This is a genomic window from Amycolatopsis sp. NPDC102389 (assembly GCF_044765885.1).
In the GTDB taxonomy this organism is placed as follows: Bacteria; Actinomycetota; Actinomycetes; order Mycobacteriales; family Pseudonocardiaceae; genus Amycolatopsis.
Window position 1 is genome coordinate 72,395 of record NZ_JBIWKX010000034.1, and the last position, 17,208, is coordinate 89,602.

General features: G+C 69.9%; 20 protein-coding genes. 12 read left to right on the forward strand and 8 right to left on the reverse strand.

Going from position 1 to position 17,208, the window contains the following annotated elements; translation table 11 throughout:
* Window positions 1-104 precede the first annotated feature (104 nt).
* From ACIRGA_RS26190 to ACIRGA_RS26200, 3 genes are read left to right on the forward strand one after another with little or no spacing between them, the layout of a single operon-like run.
* Window positions 105-422: a DUF4190 domain-containing protein gene (locus ACIRGA_RS26190; protein ID WP_400945385.1), complete on the forward strand. Its 318-nt coding sequence runs from the start codon at window positions 105-107 to the stop codon at window positions 420-422.
* 32 nt (window positions 423-454) lie between these two features.
* A complete protein-coding gene (locus tag ACIRGA_RS26195; RefSeq protein WP_400945387.1) occupies window positions 455-826 on the forward strand; it encodes a DUF4190 domain-containing protein in 372 nt (123 codons plus the stop codon).
* 49 nt (window positions 827-875) lie between these two features.
* Window positions 876-1,511 carry a DUF4190 domain-containing protein gene (locus ACIRGA_RS26200; RefSeq protein ID WP_400945389.1) on the forward strand — a complete coding sequence of 212 codons (636 nt, stop codon included), beginning with the start codon at window positions 876-878 and terminating at the stop codon, window positions 1,509-1,511.
* A 47-nt stretch (window positions 1,512-1,558) separates the two neighbouring features.
* On the opposite strand, the gene ACIRGA_RS26205 is transcribed toward ACIRGA_RS26200, so the two are convergent.
* Window positions 1,559-2,404: a slipin family protein gene (locus ACIRGA_RS26205; protein ID WP_400945391.1), complete on the reverse strand. Its 846-nt coding sequence runs from the start codon at window positions 2,402-2,404 to the stop codon at window positions 1,559-1,561.
* A gap of 88 nt (window positions 2,405-2,492) precedes the next feature.
* Here ACIRGA_RS26205 and ACIRGA_RS26210 point away from each other — a divergent pair, with 88 nt between their 5' ends.
* Genes ACIRGA_RS26210 through ACIRGA_RS26225 form a run of 4 tightly spaced genes read left to right on the forward strand, consistent with a single transcriptional unit; the run spans window position 2,493 to window position 6,405 of the window.
* On the forward strand, window positions 2,493-3,404 hold the full coding sequence (locus ACIRGA_RS26210) for an aminoglycoside phosphotransferase family protein (RefSeq protein ID WP_400945393.1): 912 nt from the start codon (window positions 2,493-2,495) through the stop codon (window positions 3,402-3,404).
* Between the two features lie 44 nt (window positions 3,405-3,448).
* Complete coding sequence (locus tag ACIRGA_RS26215; RefSeq protein WP_400945395.1) at window positions 3,449-4,747, forward strand: magnesium transporter MgtE N-terminal domain-containing protein; 1,299 nt, start codon at window positions 3,449-3,451, stop codon at window positions 4,745-4,747.
* Window positions 4,740-5,249, forward strand: coding sequence for a DUF1003 domain-containing protein (locus tag ACIRGA_RS26220; RefSeq protein WP_400945397.1), 510 nt, complete (start codon window positions 4,740-4,742; stop codon window positions 5,247-5,249). The genes ACIRGA_RS26215 and ACIRGA_RS26220 overlap by 8 nt, the downstream gene beginning before the upstream one ends.
* A 10-nt stretch (window positions 5,250-5,259) precedes the next feature.
* A complete protein-coding gene (locus tag ACIRGA_RS26225) occupies window positions 5,260-6,405 on the forward strand; it encodes an Mrp/NBP35 family ATP-binding protein (RefSeq protein ID WP_400945399.1) in 1,146 nt (381 codons plus the stop codon).
* Window positions 6,406-6,489: 84 nt separating this feature from the next.
* Here the strand turns inward: ACIRGA_RS26225 and tatB are convergent, their stop codons facing one another.
* Both tatB and ACIRGA_RS26235 read right to left on the reverse strand, forming a co-directional pair.
* Window positions 6,490-6,909, reverse strand: coding sequence for a Sec-independent protein translocase protein TatB (tatB, locus tag ACIRGA_RS26230; protein ID WP_400945401.1), 420 nt, complete (start codon window positions 6,907-6,909; stop codon window positions 6,490-6,492).
* A 55-nt stretch (window positions 6,910-6,964) separates the two neighbouring features.
* Window positions 6,965-8,509: a S1C family serine protease gene (locus tag ACIRGA_RS26235; protein ID WP_400945403.1), complete on the reverse strand. Its 1,545-nt coding sequence runs from the start codon at window positions 8,507-8,509 to the stop codon at window positions 6,965-6,967.
* Between the two features lie 160 nt (window positions 8,510-8,669).
* Here ACIRGA_RS26235 and ACIRGA_RS26240 point away from each other — a divergent pair, with 160 nt between their 5' ends.
* Window positions 8,670-9,332 carry a hypothetical protein gene (locus tag ACIRGA_RS26240; protein WP_400945405.1) on the forward strand — a complete coding sequence of 221 codons (663 nt, stop codon included), beginning with the start codon at window positions 8,670-8,672 and terminating at the stop codon, window positions 9,330-9,332.
* Between the two features lie 9 nt (window positions 9,333-9,341).
* Here ACIRGA_RS26240 and ACIRGA_RS26245 read toward each other — a convergent pair whose 3' ends face one another.
* Window positions 9,342-10,025 (reverse strand): anti-sigma factor family protein, encoded by a 684-nt coding sequence (locus ACIRGA_RS26245; RefSeq protein WP_400945407.1) that lies wholly within the window; start codon window positions 10,023-10,025, stop codon window positions 9,342-9,344.
* On the reverse strand, window positions 10,022-10,642 hold the full coding sequence (gene sigE, locus ACIRGA_RS26250; RefSeq protein ID WP_400945409.1) for an RNA polymerase sigma factor SigE: 621 nt from the start codon (window positions 10,640-10,642) through the stop codon (window positions 10,022-10,024). Before sigE ends, ACIRGA_RS26245 begins: the two co-directional genes overlap by 4 nt.
* A gap of 178 nt (window positions 10,643-10,820) precedes the next feature.
* On the opposite strand from sigE, the gene ACIRGA_RS26255 reads away from it, so the two are divergent.
* Window positions 10,821-11,471: an O-methyltransferase gene (locus tag ACIRGA_RS26255; protein WP_400945411.1), complete on the forward strand. Its 651-nt coding sequence runs from the start codon at window positions 10,821-10,823 to the stop codon at window positions 11,469-11,471.
* A gap of 23 nt (window positions 11,472-11,494) precedes the next feature.
* Here ACIRGA_RS26255 and ACIRGA_RS26260 read toward each other — a convergent pair whose 3' ends face one another.
* Window positions 11,495-12,730: an MFS transporter gene (locus ACIRGA_RS26260; RefSeq protein ID WP_400945452.1), complete on the reverse strand. Its 1,236-nt coding sequence runs from the start codon at window positions 12,728-12,730 to the stop codon at window positions 11,495-11,497.
* Window positions 12,731-12,835: 105 nt separating this feature from the next.
* Between ACIRGA_RS26260 and ACIRGA_RS26265 the strand changes: the two genes are divergently transcribed.
* Both ACIRGA_RS26265 and ACIRGA_RS26270 read left to right on the forward strand, forming a co-directional pair.
* Window positions 12,836-13,720 (forward strand): LysR family transcriptional regulator, encoded by an 885-nt coding sequence (locus tag ACIRGA_RS26265; RefSeq protein ID WP_400945413.1) that lies wholly within the window; start codon window positions 12,836-12,838, stop codon window positions 13,718-13,720.
* A gap of 69 nt (window positions 13,721-13,789) precedes the next feature.
* Window positions 13,790-14,401, forward strand: a complete 612-nt coding sequence (locus ACIRGA_RS26270) for a phosphatase PAP2 family protein (RefSeq protein ID WP_400945415.1) — start codon at window positions 13,790-13,792, stop codon at window positions 14,399-14,401.
* A 7-nt stretch (window positions 14,402-14,408) separates the two neighbouring features.
* On the opposite strand, the gene ACIRGA_RS26275 is transcribed toward ACIRGA_RS26270, so the two are convergent.
* Together ACIRGA_RS26275 and ACIRGA_RS26280 are read right to left on the reverse strand one after the other, a co-directional pair.
* The gene (locus tag ACIRGA_RS26275; protein ID WP_400945417.1) at window positions 14,409-15,872 is read right to left on the reverse strand and encodes a leucyl aminopeptidase family protein; all 1,464 of its coding nucleotides are present in this window, start codon (window positions 15,870-15,872) and stop codon (window positions 14,409-14,411) included.
* A 90-nt stretch (window positions 15,873-15,962) separates the two neighbouring features.
* Window positions 15,963-16,130: a DUF3117 domain-containing protein gene (locus ACIRGA_RS26280; RefSeq protein ID WP_005155393.1), complete on the reverse strand. Its 168-nt coding sequence runs from the start codon at window positions 16,128-16,130 to the stop codon at window positions 15,963-15,965.
* Window positions 16,131-16,326: 196 nt separating this feature from the next.
* On the opposite strand from ACIRGA_RS26280, the gene ACIRGA_RS26285 reads away from it, so the two are divergent.
* A complete protein-coding gene (locus ACIRGA_RS26285) occupies window positions 16,327-17,121 on the forward strand; it encodes an enoyl-CoA hydratase/isomerase family protein (protein WP_400945419.1) in 795 nt (264 codons plus the stop codon).
* The last annotated feature ends 87 nt before the right edge of the window (window positions 17,122-17,208 follow it).

A 17,208-nucleotide genomic window follows, 5' to 3' on the forward strand; every position in this document is an offset into this window, starting at 1 on the left:
TATGACGCCTGCGCAGAGACCTCGCTATGAGCGCAGTCACGCGTACGCCATCCGTGACCATGCCAGTACAGTGACAAGCCGATCACAGTCCGAGGGGGACGAACGTGGCTCAGCAGCCCTTTGGTGGATTCCCACCGCAACAGCAGTACGCCTTTCCGAACCAGGCCCCGGCGCGGAGCAAGGACTCCGGCCTGGCGACGGCCGCCCTGATCTTTTCACTCTTCGGGCTGATCGGGCTGGTGTCCGTGATCCCGGGGATCGTCATGGGCCACGTCGCCTTCGCGAAGGCCCGGCGCGGCGAAGTGGGCGGCAAGGGCATGGCGCTCGCCGCGTTCGTCGTCGGCTACCTGATGATCATCCTGTACGCCATCGCGATCCCGGTACTGCTGAACGTCGCCGCGAAACACGGGGCTTTCCGGTAGCGATACGGTTCCTCGTCGACGAGGGGACCAGCATGACGAATCCGCACGACCCGTACGGTCAGCAGCCGTCCGGGCAGTTCCAGCAGCCCTACGGTCTCCAGCCGTACCAGCCGCCGCAGCAGTACTACGTCCAGCAGGCCTATGTGCGGCCGCCGGACCAGGGCATGGCGGTGGCGTCGCTGGTCTGCTCGCTGATCGGGCTGATCATGTGCTTCCCCGCGATCCTGGGGATCATCTTCGGGCACATCGCGCTGTCGAAGGCCAAGCGCGGCGAAGCCGGCGGCCAGGGCATGGCGCAGGCGGGCATGATCATCGGCTACGTCGTCACCGCGCTGTGGCTGATCCCGGTCATCCTGTGGTTCATCTTCGTGGTGCTCGCGATCGGTGCCGCGGGCGTCTCGTGACGCGTTCGAAGATACGGTGGTGTCCCGCACGAACCAGGGGGCCAACCGGATGAGCAGTCCCGACTCGAAGGACACACCGTCGACGTCGTCCTACACCGACTCGAACACCTTCTCGGACCCGACTTCCGCGTCGTCCGAAACGGTGTCGAGCCCGGCACCCGCGGAACCGCAGCAGTTCCAGCCGCCGGCGCCCTTCACGCCGCCTCCGCCGTTCGAGCCGCCCGCGCCCTTCGAGGCGCCTTCCGCCGCTGTTCCCGCTCCGGATCCGGCTCCGCTCGAGACGTACGGGCAGGCCATCGATCCGCTGACCGCCGAGCCCGTCCCGCCGTCCTTCGCGGCTCCGGACGCTTCGGCTCCTCCGGTGTATTCGCCCGTGCCGCTGCCGGCCGCGTACCCGCCGCCGCAGCCGTACAACCCGTACGCGGCGGCCGCTCCCCCGCGATCGCAGGACAACGGGATGGCGATCGCGGGGCTGGTGTGCTCGCTCATCGGGATCTGCTCGTGCGTGACGGTGATCGTCGGGCTGATCCTGGGGCATATCGGGCTGGCGAAGGCGAACCGCGGCGAGGCCGGCGGGCGCGGCATGGCGCTCGCGGCGGTGGTCATCGCGTACGTCGTCATCGCGCTGTACGTCGGGTTCATCGGGACGATGATCATCCTCGGGGTGAACGGCGAGCTGGAGTAGCGCCGGGGCTCGTGAGTGGTAAGGACGGTTCTAACCGTCCTTACCACTCAGGAGACTTGGCCCACGTCGCCCGGTTCCCTCGGCGCAGGCGCCACCTGGCCGTTGGCCGCCGGAGCCTCCGGAGTCTCCGGCGCTTTCGGCTTCGGGGTATTCGCGTCGAGGAAGCGCAGCAGCTCCACCGGGAACGGCAGGACCAGTGTCGAGTTCTTCTCCGCCGACACCTGCACGACCGTCTCCAGCAAGCGCAACTGCAGCGCCGCCGGGGTGTCGGCCATGGTCGCCGCCGCCTGCGAAAGCTTGTACGACGCCTGCAGTTCCCCGTCGGCCGAGATGACCCGCGCCCGCCGTTCGCGTTCGGCTTCGGCCTGGCGTGACATCGAGCGTTTCATCGACTCAGGCAGCGCGACGTCCTTGATCTCGACCCGGTCGATGTGGATGCCCCAGTCCAGCGCCGGGCTGTCGATCATCAGCTCGAGACCTTCGTTCAGCCGCTCGCGGTTGGACAGCAGGTCGTCCAGGTCGCTCTTGCCGATGATGGACCGCAGCGAGGTCTGCGCGACCTGGCCGACGGCCGAGCGGTAGTCCTGCACGTTGACCGCGGCCAGCACCGGGTCGATCACCTTGAAGTACACGACCGCGTCCACCCGCACGGTGACGTTGTCGCGGGTGATGCCGTCCTGCGCGGGGATCGGCATCGTGACGATCTGCATGTTGACCTTCTGCAGTCTGTCCGCGAACGGCACCAGCAGCGCGAGCCCCGGCTCCCGGAGGGCCGGGCGCACCCGCCCGAACCGGAACACGAGCCCGCGTTCGTACTGTTTCACCACGCGAAGGCTGGCCGCGAGCCAAGCACCGCCCGCGACGGCGACCGCACTGAGAATCTCCACCACCATGGCTGCTCCCGGGGTTGTTCTCGCTGTTCACGGTACGCCCGGCGAGTCACGAGGGAAACACGATGGACAAGCCTGCCAAGGTGGGTGCGTGACCGGTTTCAAGATCCCGCCCAAGTTCCTCGACCGCGCCGCCGAACTCGGCCCCGGAGCCGCCGAATGGCTCGACTCGCTCCCGTTCCTCGCCGAGAAGTACACCGCCAAATGGCAGCTCGAATACGACGGCGAGGCCATGCACGGCTTCGTCGGCGTCGCACAGCCCGTCCGCCGCGCGGACGGCTCCCCCGCGATCCTCAAACTCGGCTGGCCGCACGAGGAGTCCGACGACGAACCGCTCGCACTGTCCACTTGGGCCGGTCAGGGCGCGGTCCTGATGTACGACAACGTGCCCGAGGACGGCGTGCTGCTCCTGGAGCGGCTCGACGCCACCCGGTCGCTGGAGACGGAGCCGATCCAGGAGGCCGTCGAGACCGTCGGCGCGTTGGCGCGGCGGCTGGCCGTCCCCGCTCCCGAAGCACTGCGGCGGTCCCTTCGAGAAGAGGCCGCGGAGCTGGTCACCGAACTCCCGGAGACCTGGCGTGACTTGGGCGAACCGTTCGACCGCAAGTACATCGACGCGGCGGTCGAGATCTGCGTGAACCTCGGGCCGGAGGCCGGCGAGCTGATGGTGAACGAGGACCTGCATTTCGAGAACGTCTTGGCCGGGGCCCGCGAACCGTGGCTGGTGATCGATCCGAAACCGGTTTCGGGCGACCTCGAGTTCGGCGCGATCTCGATTCTCTGGAATCGCGCGGAAGAGTCCACAATGGACGAAAAGATCGCGTGGTTCGCCGCGGCGGCCGGGCTGGACGCCGAACGCACGCGCGCGTGGACGCTCGTGCGCGCGGTGCAGAACTGGATCTGGCTGCACGAAGACCTGGCCGAAGGCGCCGCGCCCGAGACCCTCGCCGAAGACCCGGCCTACGCCGCCGTTCCCGCGATCGCCGCCTGGGCATTGCGGTGATCACACGAATCGTCGCGGACGCCGGGAGCGGATAACCTTCGGACATGGCAGCCGTGAACAGGGTATTCGCAGCTCAGCTTGCCGGTTTGCCGGTTTTCGGACCCGACGGCGAATCGATCGGCAAGGTGCGGGACCTGGTGGCGGGCCTGCGCCTCGATCAGCAGCCGCCGCGGATCCTGGGCATCGTGGTGGAGCTGACGACGAGGCGCCGCGTGTTCGTGCCGATGTTGCGGGTGACCTCGATCGAGCCCAGCGCGGTCACGCTCGCCACCGGATCGGTGAACATGCGGCGGTTCCATCAGCGGCCCAACGAGGTGCTCGTGGTCGGGCAGCTGTTCGACGCGTACGCCACGCTCGCGGGTTCCGACACGAGGATCACCGTCGTCGACGCCGCCATGGAACCGACGCGGACGCGGGACTGGGTGCTCGCGAAGCTCGCGATCCGCGAACGGTCGAGCAGGCTCGGCCTCGGCAGACGGCGTTCGGCGATGCAGGTGCTGCCGTGGTCGGAGGTGTCCGGGCTCGGGCTCACCGACTTGACCGGCCAGACCCAGGGCGCGGCGCAGCTGCTGATGCTGTTCGACACCATGCGTCCGGCCGACGTCGCCGCCACGGTCCGCGACCTGCCGCTCAAACGACGGCACGAGGTCGCCGACGCGATGGACGACGAGCACCTCGCCGACGTCATCGAGGAGCTTCCCGAGGACGACCAGAAGGAACTGCTGTCCTACCTCGCCGAGGAGCGGGCGGCCGACATCCTCGAAGCGATGGACCCCGACGACGCCGCCGACCTGCTGGCCGAGCTGGCGCCCGCCGAGCAGAACCGGTTCCTGGAGCTGATGGAACCCGAGGAGTCGGCGCCGGTGAAACGGCTGCTGGAGTACTCCTCCGACACCGCGGGCGGGTTGATGACGCCTGAGCCAGTGGTGCTGACTCCGGACGCGACGGTCGCCGAGGCGCTCGCGCACATCCGCAACGCCGACCTCCCGGTGGCGCTGGCGAGCATGGTGTTCGTCTGCCGTCCGCCGACGGAGACGCCTACCGGGCGTTTCGTCGGCGTCGTCCACTTCCAGCGGCTGCTGCGCGAACCACCCGCGGAGATGGTGGCGAGCGCCATCGACTCCCAGCTGCCCGCGCTGCGACCGAAGGCCACGTTGTCCGAGGTCACGCGCTACTTCGCCGCCTACAACCTCACCTGCGGGCCGGTGGTGGACGCCGAGGACCACCTGCTCGGCGCGGTCACCGTCGACGACGTGCTCGACCACCTGCTCCCGGAGGGCTGGCGCGAAACCGGGCTGCACGACATCACCGGCGAAATCACCGAGGAGGCCGAACGTGCCTGAACTGACGTCCGGGCGACGGCTGGACCAGCCCCGCGGCCAGAGCCGGTTCAGGCTGAACATCGACCCCGACTCGTTCGGCCGCTTCACCGAACGGATCGCGCGGTTCCTCGGCACCGGCAAGTACCTGTTCTGGCAGACGCTGATCGTCATCATCTGGATCGTGCTGAACCTGGTCGCGGTCTCGCTGCGCTGGGACCCGTACCCGTTCATCCTGCTGAACCTGGCGTTTTCGACGCAGGCCGCGTACGCCGCGCCGCTGATCCTGCTGGCGCAGAACCGGCAGGACGACCGTGACCGTGTCTCGCTGGAGGAGGACCGGAATCGCGCCGCGCAGACCAAGGCCGACACCGAATACCTCGCGCGGGAGCTGGCGTCGCTGCGGATCGCGCTCGGCGAGGTCGCCACGCGGGACTTCCTGCGGGGTGAGCTCGACCGGCTCCGTGAGGATCTTGACGCCAAGCCGCGCAAGGCCAAACCCGACCGCACACCTACCAGTACGTAACATGGGACCTGTGACCAGTACGCAGCAACTCCCCAGCGTCGACGATGTCCGCACCGCGCTGAAGGCCGTGTACGACCCGGAGATCAAGAAACCGATCACCGAACTCGGCATGGTCAAGGACGTGGAGGTCGGCTCGGACGGTGTGGTCACCGTCGGGATCTACCTGACGGTCGCCGGCTGCCCGCTGAAGGCGACTCTGACCAACGACACCACCGAAGCCGTCAAGAAGCTCCCCGGCGTCAACGACGTCCGGGTCGAGCTTGACGTGATGAGCGACGAGCAACGCACGGAGCTGCGAAAATCCCTGCGCGGCGACGCCGCGGAACCGGTGATCCCGTTCGCGCAGCCGGGTTCGCTGACGCGTGTGTACTGCGTCGCGTCCGGCAAGGGCGGCGTCGGCAAGTCCTCGGTGACGGTGAACCTCGCGGCCGCGATGGCCGAACGCGGGCTTTCCGTCGGCGTGGTGGACGCGGACATCTACGGGCACTCGGTGCCGCGGATGCTCGGCGCGCGGGAGAAGCCGACCAAGGTCGACACCATGATCATGCCGCCGCAGGCGCACGGTGTGAAGGTCATCTCGATCGGCATGTTCACCCCGGGCAACGCCCCCGTGGTGTGGCGCGGGCCGATGCTGCACCGCGCGCTGCAGCAGTTCCTCGCCGACGTGTTCTGGGGCGACCTCGACATCCTGCTGCTGGACCTGCCGCCGGGCACCGGCGACATCGCGATCTCGGTGGCGCAGCTCATCCCGAACGCGGAGATCCTGGTCGTCACCACCCCGCAGCAGGCGGCCGCCGAAGTCGCCGAGCGCGCGGGCGCGATCGCGCTGCAGACGCGGCAGCGGGTGGCCGGGGTCATCGAGAACATGTCGTGGCTGGAGACGCCCGACGGCCAGAAGATGGAGATCTTCGGCGCCGGCGGCGGGCAGTCGGTCGCCGACTCGCTGTCGAAGTCGGTCGGCTCGACGGTGCCGCTGCTCGGGCAGGTCCCGATGGACCCGCGCGTGGTCTCCAACGGCGACGCCGGGACGCCGATCGTGCTGGCCGAGCCGGACGCGCCGGCGTCGCTCGTGCTCAAGGAGGCGGCGAAGAAGCTGACCGTCCGGGCGCGCGGGCTGGCCGGGATGATGCTGAACGTCACTCCCGCGGGCCGCTGACCGTCCCCCTCTTATGCGTTTAGTCCTCTGGATGCGGTACTTGCACGCGCAAGGACCGCATTCAGAGGACTAAATGCGAGGGGATCAGGTGGCGTCCGGGTCGACCGGAGGACGCTCTCCCGGCTTCAGCGGCTCAGGCTGCGAAGCGGGCGCAGGGTGGCCGTTGGGCTTCGAAGCGCCATTGGTCCCGTTGGCACCATTGGTGCCGTTGACGTTGTTGAGCCCCAGCGGATCCGAGTCACCGTCGAACAGGTGCTGGGTGACGACCCGCTTCGGGTCGAAGTTCCGCAGGCCTCGCAGATCCTCCAGCGGCTTGCGCAGCTGATCGAACTCCGGGCCCATCTCCTCGCGCAGCTGCGTCTTGGCCCCGGTCGCGAAGTCGCGGACCTTGCGGACGCTCTTCGCCACCCAGGACGCCGCTTCAGGCAGCCGCTCCGGACCGAGGATGAAAAGACCCGCGACGACGATGATGAGGATCTCTCCCCAGCCGACACTCTCGAACACCTGTGTGAACCTCCGCCTCGGCGTCTTCCCCGTTCAGGGTACCCGTCCGAACTCGCTAGTCCGAGGCCAGTTTCACGTCCACGACAAGTGAAGACCCATCCCGGACAAGGCGGACAGGAACCACTTCGCCGACTTCGCGAGCGCGGACCGCGACGAGGAGTTCCGCCGAGTCGCGCACGAGCCGTCCGCCGACTTCCGTGATGACGTCGCCTTCTTTGATCCCGGCCGAGGCCGCGGGGCCTCCAGGGGCGACATTGCGGACCTGCGCGCCCATGGTGCTGGAGCCCGCGACGGTCGACGAAGCGTTGATGCCGATGTCGGGGTGGACGACCTTGCCGTCCTTGATCAGTGTTTTCGCGATCTTCACCGCGTAGTCGCTGGGGATGGCGAATCCGATGCCGATGCTGCCGCCTTCGGCGCTGGACGAGCGGATCGCGGAGTTGATCCCGACCAGCGCGCCGGTCGCGTCGACGAGCGCGCCACCCGAGTTGCCGTGATTGATCGCGGCGTCGGTCTGGATGGCTTCGTAGATCACCGGCGCGCTGCCGCCGTCGCCGCCCGCGGTCACCGGGCGGTTGAGCGCGCTCACGATGCCGGCGGTGACCGAGTTCTGCAGCGCCAGCGGTGAGCCGACGGCGATCACCGAGTCGCCGACGGCGAGGTCGGACGACTTCCCGACCTGCAGCGCTGTCAGGTTCTTGACGTCGACCTTGACCACGGCCAGGTCGGTTTTGGCGTCGGCGCCGACGACCTTCGCCTCGACGCGCTTGCCGTCGAAGAACACGGCGGTGACCTTGGTGGCCGAATCGGCCGTGGCGGCGGAGATCACGTGCTCGTTGGTGAGCACGTAGCCCTGGTTGTCGATGACGACGCCGGAGCCCTGCTGGCCGGCGTCGGCGCCCGGTTTGAACACCTCGAGCGAGACCACGGCGGGCGCCACGCGGTGGGCGATGTCCGCGATCGAGCCCGCCGGACGTTCCTTGGCCGCGTCGGCCTCGGAGATGCTGGCCTGGCCGGTCAGCTCGGTGCCGGTGTCGGCGAACCACCAGCCGATCAGCCCTCCGGCCGCGCCGATGACCAGCGCGACCGCGGCGAGCATCGCCAGCGCCTTCGTCTGCACACGCCGGCCGAAGAGGACCTCCGGCAGGCTCAGCAGCGCACCTTGCGGGCGCTTCGCGTCCTTCTCTTCTTCGGAGTCCTGCTGCACGGCGGGCCCGGCGAGCACCGCGCCGGAACCGGGATCACGCCAGGGATCCGACGTCGTGGTCCAGAGCGGGCCTTCCGCGCCGTTCGCGGACGGCCCGGAGCCGTTGCTCCCGTGCGGCCGCTCCAGCACGACACCTTCGGCGCCCGGCGGGCGGCGGAAGGCTTCGGCGAGCGATTCCGGTGTGGGCGGCGCCAGATTCAGGCCCGGGGCGGTCTGTCCGTTCGTGCCGCCGGGCTGGTACAGCTTGTCGAAGGCACCATCGACGCCATGCGGCCTGCCGAACGTGGCCGCCTGCGCCGGATCGACGGCGGGCCGGGCCAGCGGGCGCGGCGCCAGCCGATCCCCCGCCGGCTCACCAGGCTGCTGCGGATTCGCGTTCGGCTGCTCGGTCATCATTCCCCGGGGCTGAGATCAGGTTGGCCGGACGCGAGAGTACGCCAAGCCTTGCCCTGGATTCTGCCGTGACCACGGTGAAGTGCGCGTTGATTCGCCGAACCGGCCAGAAATGTGACACTTGAGGCAACCATGTCTCACGTCTGGCAGTCTTACGGGCATGTCGGAGAACCCGGGGGCTCCTTATCCGCCCCAGAACGTCCCTCACCAGCAGTGGCCCCAACAACAACAGCAGCAGTGGCCGCAGCAGCAGGGCTGGCCGCAGCAGCCGCCCAAGAAGAAGGGCCTGTCCACCAAGGTGAAAGTGCTGCTGCTCGTCGCCGCGCTCGTCGTGGTCGGCGGCGGGATCGGCTTCATCTTCGTGATGAAGGCGGCCGCCGGGCCGGAGAAGCAGGCCAAAGCCCTCACCGAGGGCGATTGCGTCGTGCTGACCGGCTCCGGCAAGGAGGCCGACGCGGTCAAGACGCCCTGCGATTCGCCTCAAGCGCCGTACGCGGTGAGCCTAACCGGCGTCGACAAGGGCGATTGGAACTGCAAGGACGGCTTCTACAAGTACGCCGTCCCGAGGCCGGTGCGCGGGGACGGCGTCGCCCTGTGCCTGGCGATCAACGCCAAGGTCGGGCTGTGTTTCGACGACATCGAGACCAAGACGCCGCCGCCGCTGAAGGACTGCGGCTCGGCGCGGCTGAGGATCAGCGAGGTCTTCCCGCAGATGAGCGTGGTGAACAGTCCGTGCGCCGAGGGCACCGTGGACGTCATCTCTTACGCCAGCTACGGGACTTCGAACTTCAAGAGCGCGACGATCTGCTTCGTCAAACCCTGACGAAGCGGATCAGCGGGCCGACACGGGCACGGGCACGCTCGACGTGCTCGGGCTCGGGCTCGGCGTGGTGCTGTGCGGCGGTTCCGGCCGGGCGCCGCCGCCCAGCTGCGCGGGCAGCAGGCCCGCGTTGACCCCCTGCGGCGGGGTGAAGCCGGTGGCAGGCTGGTCTTCGGTGCCGTCACCCGAGGTCGCGACCAGGGCCAGGGCGCTCAGCACCAGACCCGAAACGACGACTCCGGCGCCTTGCGCGTACTTCCGCCGGGCGAGGCCGAACCGCCCGCCGCCGAGGACGTTCGGCGACTGGCCCAGCGGCGCCGATGATCCCAACGGCGCGGTACCGCCCAAGACTCCGGTGTCGCGAAGGCCGGCGACCCTGTCCGGCCGCTGGATGGCCACGAGCTGGCCGTCGGCCGTCATCGCCAGGTTGTCCGGCGTGCCGGGAAGTTCGGTGTTCTGCGGGATGGAGCACAGGCTGGCCAGGAAACCCGCCGACATCGACGGGGCTCCCGCCTGCTTCACGGCCGCGACCGCCTGACGCTGCGCGGTCACTTCGGCCGCGCACGCCTGGCAGCGGGCGATATGCGCCGACGCCCGGTCCTGGGCGCCGAGGGACAGCTCGCCGTCCACGAAGGCGACGATGGCGTCCGGAAGCAGATGCGACTCGGGGAGTCCCCAACCTCGCGGTGCGGTCATACCCCCACCTTCGCAGACTCCTGCGCCTCGGCGCGACGACGCTCCAAAGAAGCGCGAAGCGCCTGGCGGCCGCGGTGGATCCGGCTGCGCACGGTGCCGAGCTTGACACCGAGGGTGGCGCCGATCTCCTCGTACGAGAGGCCTTCGACGTCGCACAGCACGACCGCGGCACGGAACTCGGGCGGCAACTCGTCGAGCGCTGCCTGCAGGTCCGGGTCGAGATGGGTGTCCGAATAGACCTGCTCGGGGCTCGGGTCGTCACCGACGATGCGGTCGGTGTCCTCGGGGAGGCCTTCCATCCGCACGCGCGAGCGGCGGCGGGCCATGTCGAGGAAGAGGTTCGTGGTGATGCGGTGCAGCCAGCCTTCGAACGTGCCGGGCTTGTAGGACGCGAGGGAGCGGAAGACCCGGATGAAGGTCTCCTGCGTCAGGTCCTCGGCGTCGTGGGCGTTACCGGTCAGGCGGTACGCCAGCCGGTACACGCGGTCGGCGTGCTCACGCACGACCTCGTCCCACGAGGGCGGCGTCCATGCGGCCTCGTCCACCGTCACCGGCGTGACCTGGTCCGCGTGCTGGTCCTGCATCGTTTCCTGCATCGGGGAAGTAGGCACCTCCATCAGCGTCTTCTCCCAACTACTCCACCCAACGCGGGCGATGAGCACGGTGTTCCCGTTGTCGAGGACCAGTCTGTCCGGCCTGCTTATGTTTCTAGTGAGACTGGACTGAGAGGAGGCTGAGAAGTCGGTACCAGGGAGTCTTCGCTCTTTTGACGATGGACACCGCTAACCTCCGCGTGTGAATTCCGGGACGCATGCGGGCTCGCCTGCCGAGGCCGCCGACGCCGACCTCGTCGACGGATACGTCCCCGACGACGAGGTTCTGGCCACCGTGCGGGCGCGGTCGGCCGATCTGGGGTGCGGCCCGCTGAGCGCGGGCGCGGGTGCGACTCTGCGTTTTCTCGCCACGACGTTGCGGGCGAAGGCCGTCGTCGAGGTCGGCACCGGGGCCGGGGTGAGCGGGTTGTGCCTGCTCCGCGGCATGGTCGACGACGGGATTCTCACCTCGATCGACATCGAGCCCGAGTACCACCGGGCGGCGAGGGCGGCGTTCCGCGAGGCCGGCTACCCGCCGGGGCGGACCCGGCTGATCCTGGGGCGCGCGCTCGAGGTCCTCCCCCGGCTCACCCCCGGCGGCTACGACCTGGTGTTCGTCGATTCGGCGCCGATCGAATACCCGAGCTGTTACGAGCAGGCCGTCGCGCTGCTCCGGCCCGGCGGGATACTGGCGTTCCACAACGTCTCGGGCACCAGGGTGACCGATCCCTCACGGCGTGATCCGGACACCCTCGCGCTGCGAGAGGTCGCGCGGGCCTTCCGGGAGGACGAGCGGCTGGTCCCGGCGCTGTTGCCGGTAGGCGGCGGGCTGCTGGTCGCGGCGATCGCGTAGCAAGGGACCTTTGCTACCACTTTTCAGACGCGTTCCGTGAAGGCCTCCTTCCCTACTTTGAGGGTAGGGAAGGAGCCCTTCACGGACTTGGGGACCACCGCGACCACGGCCACCGCGGCGAGGGCCAGCCAGGCGGCGGTGAGCACGATCAGCCAGGTCCAGCCCGCGTGCCCGTAGACGGTCGCGCCGACGGCGCCGCCGACACTGCTGCCGAGGTAGTACGAAAGCGTGTAGAGCCCGCCCACCTGGCCGCGAGCGTTCTCGGGCGCCTCCGCCGCGGCCCAGCCGTTGGCGACGGCGTGCGCGGCGAAGAACGCGCCGGTCAGCACTACGAACCCGGCGACGACCATGGGCAGCGAGTCCGACAGCGTCAGCGCGGCGCCCGCGATTGTGAGCAGCAGGGCGCCGGCGAGCGCCCGGCGACGCCCGAACCGGCCGACGAGCTTGCCCGCGGTCGCCGACGAGACCGAGCCGATCGCGTACGCGAGGAAGACGAGTGACGCGATCGCGGGCGAGAGGTTCAGCGGCTCGCCGGTCAGGCGGAAGCCGGCGGCGTTGTACAGCGCGACGAACGAGCCCATCGCCAGCAGCGCGACCGCGTACTGGACCAGCAGGACCGGCTTCCGGACGGCGGCGCCGAGCCCGGCCAGTACCGCCGCGGCCTGCTCGCGCAACCGCTCTGACCTGCGTTGATCCGCGAAAGTGGTAGCAAAGGTCCCTTGCTCCCCCGGCGGCAGGGCCAGCACCGTGACCACCGCGCAGACCAGCCCGATCACCGCCACGACGAGTAGCGCGCCCTGGTAGCCGAACGGTCCGGCGGTGAACCCGGCCGCGAGCCGTCCGACCATGCCGCCGACGGTGTTCCCGGCGATCATCGCGCCCACCGCCGCCGCGAGCCCGGCCTTGCCGAGCCGTTCCGCGAGATAGGCCGCGGCCACTCCGGGGAACCCCGCGATGGCGACCCCCTGCAGCGCCCGCAGCACGAGCAGCGCCGGATAGCTGGGCGCGAGCGGCAGCAGGAAACCGAACACGACCGAAGCGACCACCGAAGCGATGATCACCGGACGCCGTCCCACGACCTCCGAAAGGGCCGCGATCGGGAGCACGGCGATCGCGAGCGCGCCGGTCGCGACGCTCACCGCGAGCGAGGCGCCTCCGGGATCGAGGTGGTACTGCTCGGCCAGCTGCGGCAGCACCGGCTGCGGCGCGTAAAGCAGCGCGAACGAGGAGATCCCGGCCGCGGCGACGGCGATCGTCACGCGGCGGGTGGTTCCGGAGGCAGGCACGCTCCCGAAGCTAAGCCTGGCTAAACGATACGTCTAATACGTTCATCTGCCACAATCGATACTGTGCTGAATGAAAGGATGACCGCCCAGCTAGCCCCCCAGCTCGCTCTGCTCACCGCACTGCGCCGCACGACGAACGTCACACGCGCGGCTGAACTGCTCGGTGTCCCGCAGCCCACGGTAAGCCGCCGGATCTCGGCGCTCGGCGAGGCCCTCGGCGCGCCGCTGACGGTCCCCGACGGCCGCGGCATCCGGCTCACCCGGGCCGCCGAACTGCTGGCCGACGCCGCCGAACGCGCGCTCGCCGCCGTCGACGCCGGAGTCCGCCAAGCCCGCGAGGAGGTCGACCCCGAATCCGGGCACGTCGTGCTCGGATTCCTGCACCTGCTCGGCCGGTCGCTGGTCCCCACATTGCTCCGCGGCTATCGAGCGGATCATCCGGGAGTCCGGTTCACGCTGGTCCAGGGCTCACGGCAGGACATGGTCGACCGGCTGACCAGCGGTGAACTCGACCTCGCGCTGCTCGCGCCCGCCCCCGTCGACGACCCGCTGCTCGACACCGCCGTGCTTTCCGAACAGGAGATCTTCCTCTCCGTCCCGACTTCGCACCGGCTCGCCGACCGGCCCAGCGCCGCCATCGAAGACCTCGCTGACGAGGAGTTCGTGCTCCTCGAGACCGGCTACGGCCTCCGCACCATCACCGACGAACTGTGCGCCGAGGCCGGCTTCGAGCCGAAGATCGCCTTCGAAGGGCAGGAGTCCGACACCGTCCGCGGGCTCGTCGCGGCCGGGCTCGGCGTCGCGCTGCTCCCCCGCTTCGAGCCGGGCAGCCCGGCGGGTGTCGCCGAAGTCCCGCTGGTGCCACCGGTCGGGCGGACCATCGGGCTGGCTTGGCGTCGCGATGTCGTCCTGCCGCCCGCCGTCCTGCGGTTCCGGGAGCGGGTCCGCGCTCAGCCTTGGTGACGATCGTCAGGGTCGATCCCTGCCGTTCGTCCACCGCGCGGGTGCGTCGTTTTCGCTAACTTCGGGTGAATGTACGACGACATCGTGGAGTTGGCGGGCGCGAGCCCGAGCTGGCTTCAGGCGACAGGGATCCTGTTCACCGAAGCAGGACTGCTCGCCTTCGCGGGTCTCTTCGCCTGGATGTTGTGGCGGGCGCGCACCTCGCCCGTCCGGATCGCCGTGGCGCTCCTGCCGCCCGCCGCGACCGCGATCGCGTACCTGATCAGCGAAGGGGTGAAGAGCGTGATCCAGGAGGACCGGCCGTGCCGGAACCTCGTCACGCTCGTCGACTGCCCGCCGCTCGGCGACTGGTCCTTCCCGAGCAACCACTCCACGATCGCGGCGGCGGCCGCCGTCGGGCTGGCGCTCGCCTGGCGACGGCTCGCGCCGTGGGTGCTCCCGGGTGCGGCGTTGATGGGCTTCTCGCGGGTCTTCGTCGGCGCGCACTACCCGCACGACGTGCTCGCCGGGCTCGTCCTCGGCGCCATGACGGCGTGGCTCGTGTTCCGGTACCTGACCGGACCCGCGACCCGCATCGCTCGGCGGCTCACCGCGCACGCCGGTGACGCGCCGACCCAGCCCATGCCCCAGGTCGACCCGCGGGGTGGCAGCAAAGGTCCCTTGCTCCCACCCCGCAGGTAACCGCAGGTCAGGAGTAGGAAGCGACCAGCTCGACCAGCGTCCGCGCCGCGAATCCGGTGGCACCGGGGACGACGTCCGCGTAGGTCTTGTCGGCCCGCGCGGGGCCGGCGATGTCGAGATGCGCCCACGGCACGTCCCCGACGAACTCCCGCAGGAACAGCGCCGCGACGATGCCGCCGGGACCGCCCGGCGCCTGCCGGACGTCACCGAGCGAGCCCTGCACGGTCTCGGCCAGGTCCTCCAGCAGCGGCATCCGCCACCACGCCTCGCCGACCCGCTCGCCCGCCTTCGTGACCCGTTCCGCGAGCGCGTCGTCGGTGGCGAAGACACCTCCGGTGCGGACGCCGAGCGAGACCTTCATGGCGCCCGTCAGGGTCGCCGCGTCGATCACCGCGTCCGGCTTGTGCTTCTTGATGCCGTAGACGAGCGCGTCGGCGAGGACCATGCGGCCCTCGGCGTCGGTGTTGCCCACCTCGGTCGTCTTGCCGCCGTAGTGCCGGACGATGTCGCCGGGCCGGTACGACGAACCGGACACGTGGTTCTCGGCGGCGGGCACCAGCCCGGTCACCTTGACCGGCAGGCGCAGCGCCGCGATCGCGCGGACCGCGGCGATGATCGCCGCGCCGCCGGCCATGTCGGTGCGCATGAGGTGCATGCCGTCGGCCGGTTTGATCGAAAGGCCGCCGGTGTCGAAGGTGATGCCCTTGCCGACCAGCAGCAGATGCGTCGTCGCCCCGCGCGGCCGGTATTCCAGCTCGATCAGCCGCGGCGGTGCGGCCGATCCGCCACCGACGGCGAGGACGCCGCCGAAGCCCTGCTCGGCCAGCCACTTCTCGTCCCTGACCGTCACGGTCAGGTTCGGGATACCACCGGAAACGCGGGCGGCCGTGTCGGCGAGCCAGGCGGGGGTCTTGATGTTCGACGGCGTGTTCGCCAGGTCGCGCGCGAACGCGGCGGCCGCGGCGAGTTCGCGGACCCGCTCCACCGCGACGGCGGCGTGCTCGTGGCGTGTGATCAAGCGCACGGTCCGCAGGCCCGGCTTGGGGTCCTCGGCCGTCACCGTGAACCGGTAGCCGCCGAGCAGCAGCCCGAACGTGAGCTCTTCGATGTGCTCGGCGCCCGCGTCCTCGGGCAGTTCGACGGCGAAGGCACGGAACGCCTTCTGGCCCGCCTTGACGTCTTCCTCCAGCGCCGACGAGACGGCGCGGACCAGCGCGGCACCGGCCTTGCGGTACTGCTTCGGCTCGCCGTCGCCGACCCCGGCCAGCCAGCGGACGCCGCCGGTCGGCACGGTCTGCACGTCACCGGTCTTGCCGGTGGGCCGCACGCCGCCGATCTCCGCGAGGCCGGCGTCACCGTCCTCTTCGGACGGCGCCGCGATCAGCGTGGCCAGCGGCGTACCGCGCCTTAGGTCATCCGAGACCTCGAGTTCGAGCAGCTTCCCCGGAACGGGGGGTAGCGGGTTACGCACAGTGAGCGACCTCCGGGCGCAGATGAACCGCGACCCCGGCCTCCGAAGGGAGACCGGGGTGCGGGTGGTTGAACGTTGGTGCGGTCCGGCTCAGCCGGTGACCTCCTGCAGGGCCGCGCCGAGATCCTTCGCTTCTTCCGCGGAGAGTTCGACGACGAGGCGCCCACCACCTTCGAGTGGTACGCGCATCACGAGGCCCCGCCCCTCCTTAGTCACTTCGAGGGGACCATCTCCGGTCCGGGGCTTCATGGCCGCCATAGCGTGCTCCCTCCGTCTCAACCGGCGCGCCCGGGTCGCGCTCGTCAAAGCCAGCCGGGTCTACTGTCCATTGTCCCTCATCAGCGGCCGAGCGCGAACGCGGACCGATCTTTTGCCGCCGTATCGGTGCTGGTATGCGGCTCGCGAGGCTGAAAGACTTCGTCTCGGACCGCAGTTTCGCCGACTAGGAGATCCCGTGACCACATCCGACGTTCTGCTGACCGCCGACGCCGATGGCGTGCGCACCTTCACGCTGAACCGGCCGCAGGCGTACAACTCGCTGACCGTCGAACTCAAGGAACTGCTGCTGGCGGGCCTGACCGAGGCCGCGGCCGACGACAGTGTCCGCGCGGTCGTGCTGACCGGTTCGGGCAAGGCGTTCTGCGCCGGGCAGGACCTGAAGGAGCACGTCGGACTGCTGCAGGCGGGTGACCCGGCGCCGCTACACACCGTCAAGGAGCACTACAACCCGATCGTCAAGACGATCGTCGGGATGCCGAAGCCGGTCATCGCGGCGGTGAACGGCCCGGCGGCGGGCGCGGGCGCGGCCTTCGCGTACGCGAGCGACCTCCGGATCGCCGCGACGTCGGCGAACTTCCTGATGGCGTTCGCGAACGTCGGCCTCGGCCCGGACTCGGGCGCGTCGTGGACGCTGCAGCGGCTGATCGGCCTCGGCCGCGCGGCCGAGCTGATGCTGCTGGCGCGCACGGTCGACTCCGCCGAGGCGCTGACACTCGGCCTTGTCGGCGAAGTCGTTCCCGACGAGGAACTGGCCGCCCGCGCGCAGAAGGTCGCCGCGAAGCTCGCGGCCGGTCCGACGGTCGCGTACGCGAAGATCAAGAACGTGCTGTCCGTCGCCGCCGAGTCGTCCCTCGAAACCGCGCTGGCGGCCGAGGACGAGGCCCAGACCGCGCTGGGCGCGACCGCCGACCACACCGAAGCGGTGGAGGCGTTCGTGGGCAAGCGCAAGCCGGCCTTCCAGGGCAAGTAGCCGCAGGGTCGCGCTGGTCGTGGGTGGGGGGTTGGGGGTTGTTAGGACACACCGCCCCACCCCCCGCCCCCCCCCGCCGCGGGACAC